1 pseudogene is annotated in these 300 nt (G+C 37.7%); it reads left to right on the forward strand.

Going from position 1 to position 300, the window contains the following annotated elements:
• Positions 1 to 97 precede the first annotated feature (97 nt).
• Positions 98 to 300 (forward strand): annotated as a pseudogene (locus R0J88_RS19435) (hypothetical protein); the annotation flags it as partial.

Consider the following 300-nt stretch of genomic DNA (forward strand, 5'->3'; position numbering starts at 1 on the left):
GAGTAAAATCTACTCAGATATAACTTACTATCCTGAGAGGGCAGACTTGTGGGAACAGTTTGAGAATATCTATCGGAATCAGGAAAATCCCAACCGTATGGAAGATGCTATAGCTTTCTATGAATCAAATAAAACTGAAATGGATAAAGGTGCTAGTACTCTTTGGGAATCACGCTTCCCTTACTATAAGCTGATGATGGAAAAGGTGAATATCGGGACAAGGGCTTTCTCATCAGAATTTCTTAATGTTGGATTTGACGATGAGGATGCAGTATTTAAAGAATCTTACTTCCAGTACTT

Source organism: Pseudoalteromonas sp. SIMBA_162 (assembly GCF_046535955.1).
Classification (GTDB): Bacteria; Pseudomonadota; Gammaproteobacteria; order Enterobacterales; family Alteromonadaceae; genus Pseudoalteromonas; species Pseudoalteromonas marina.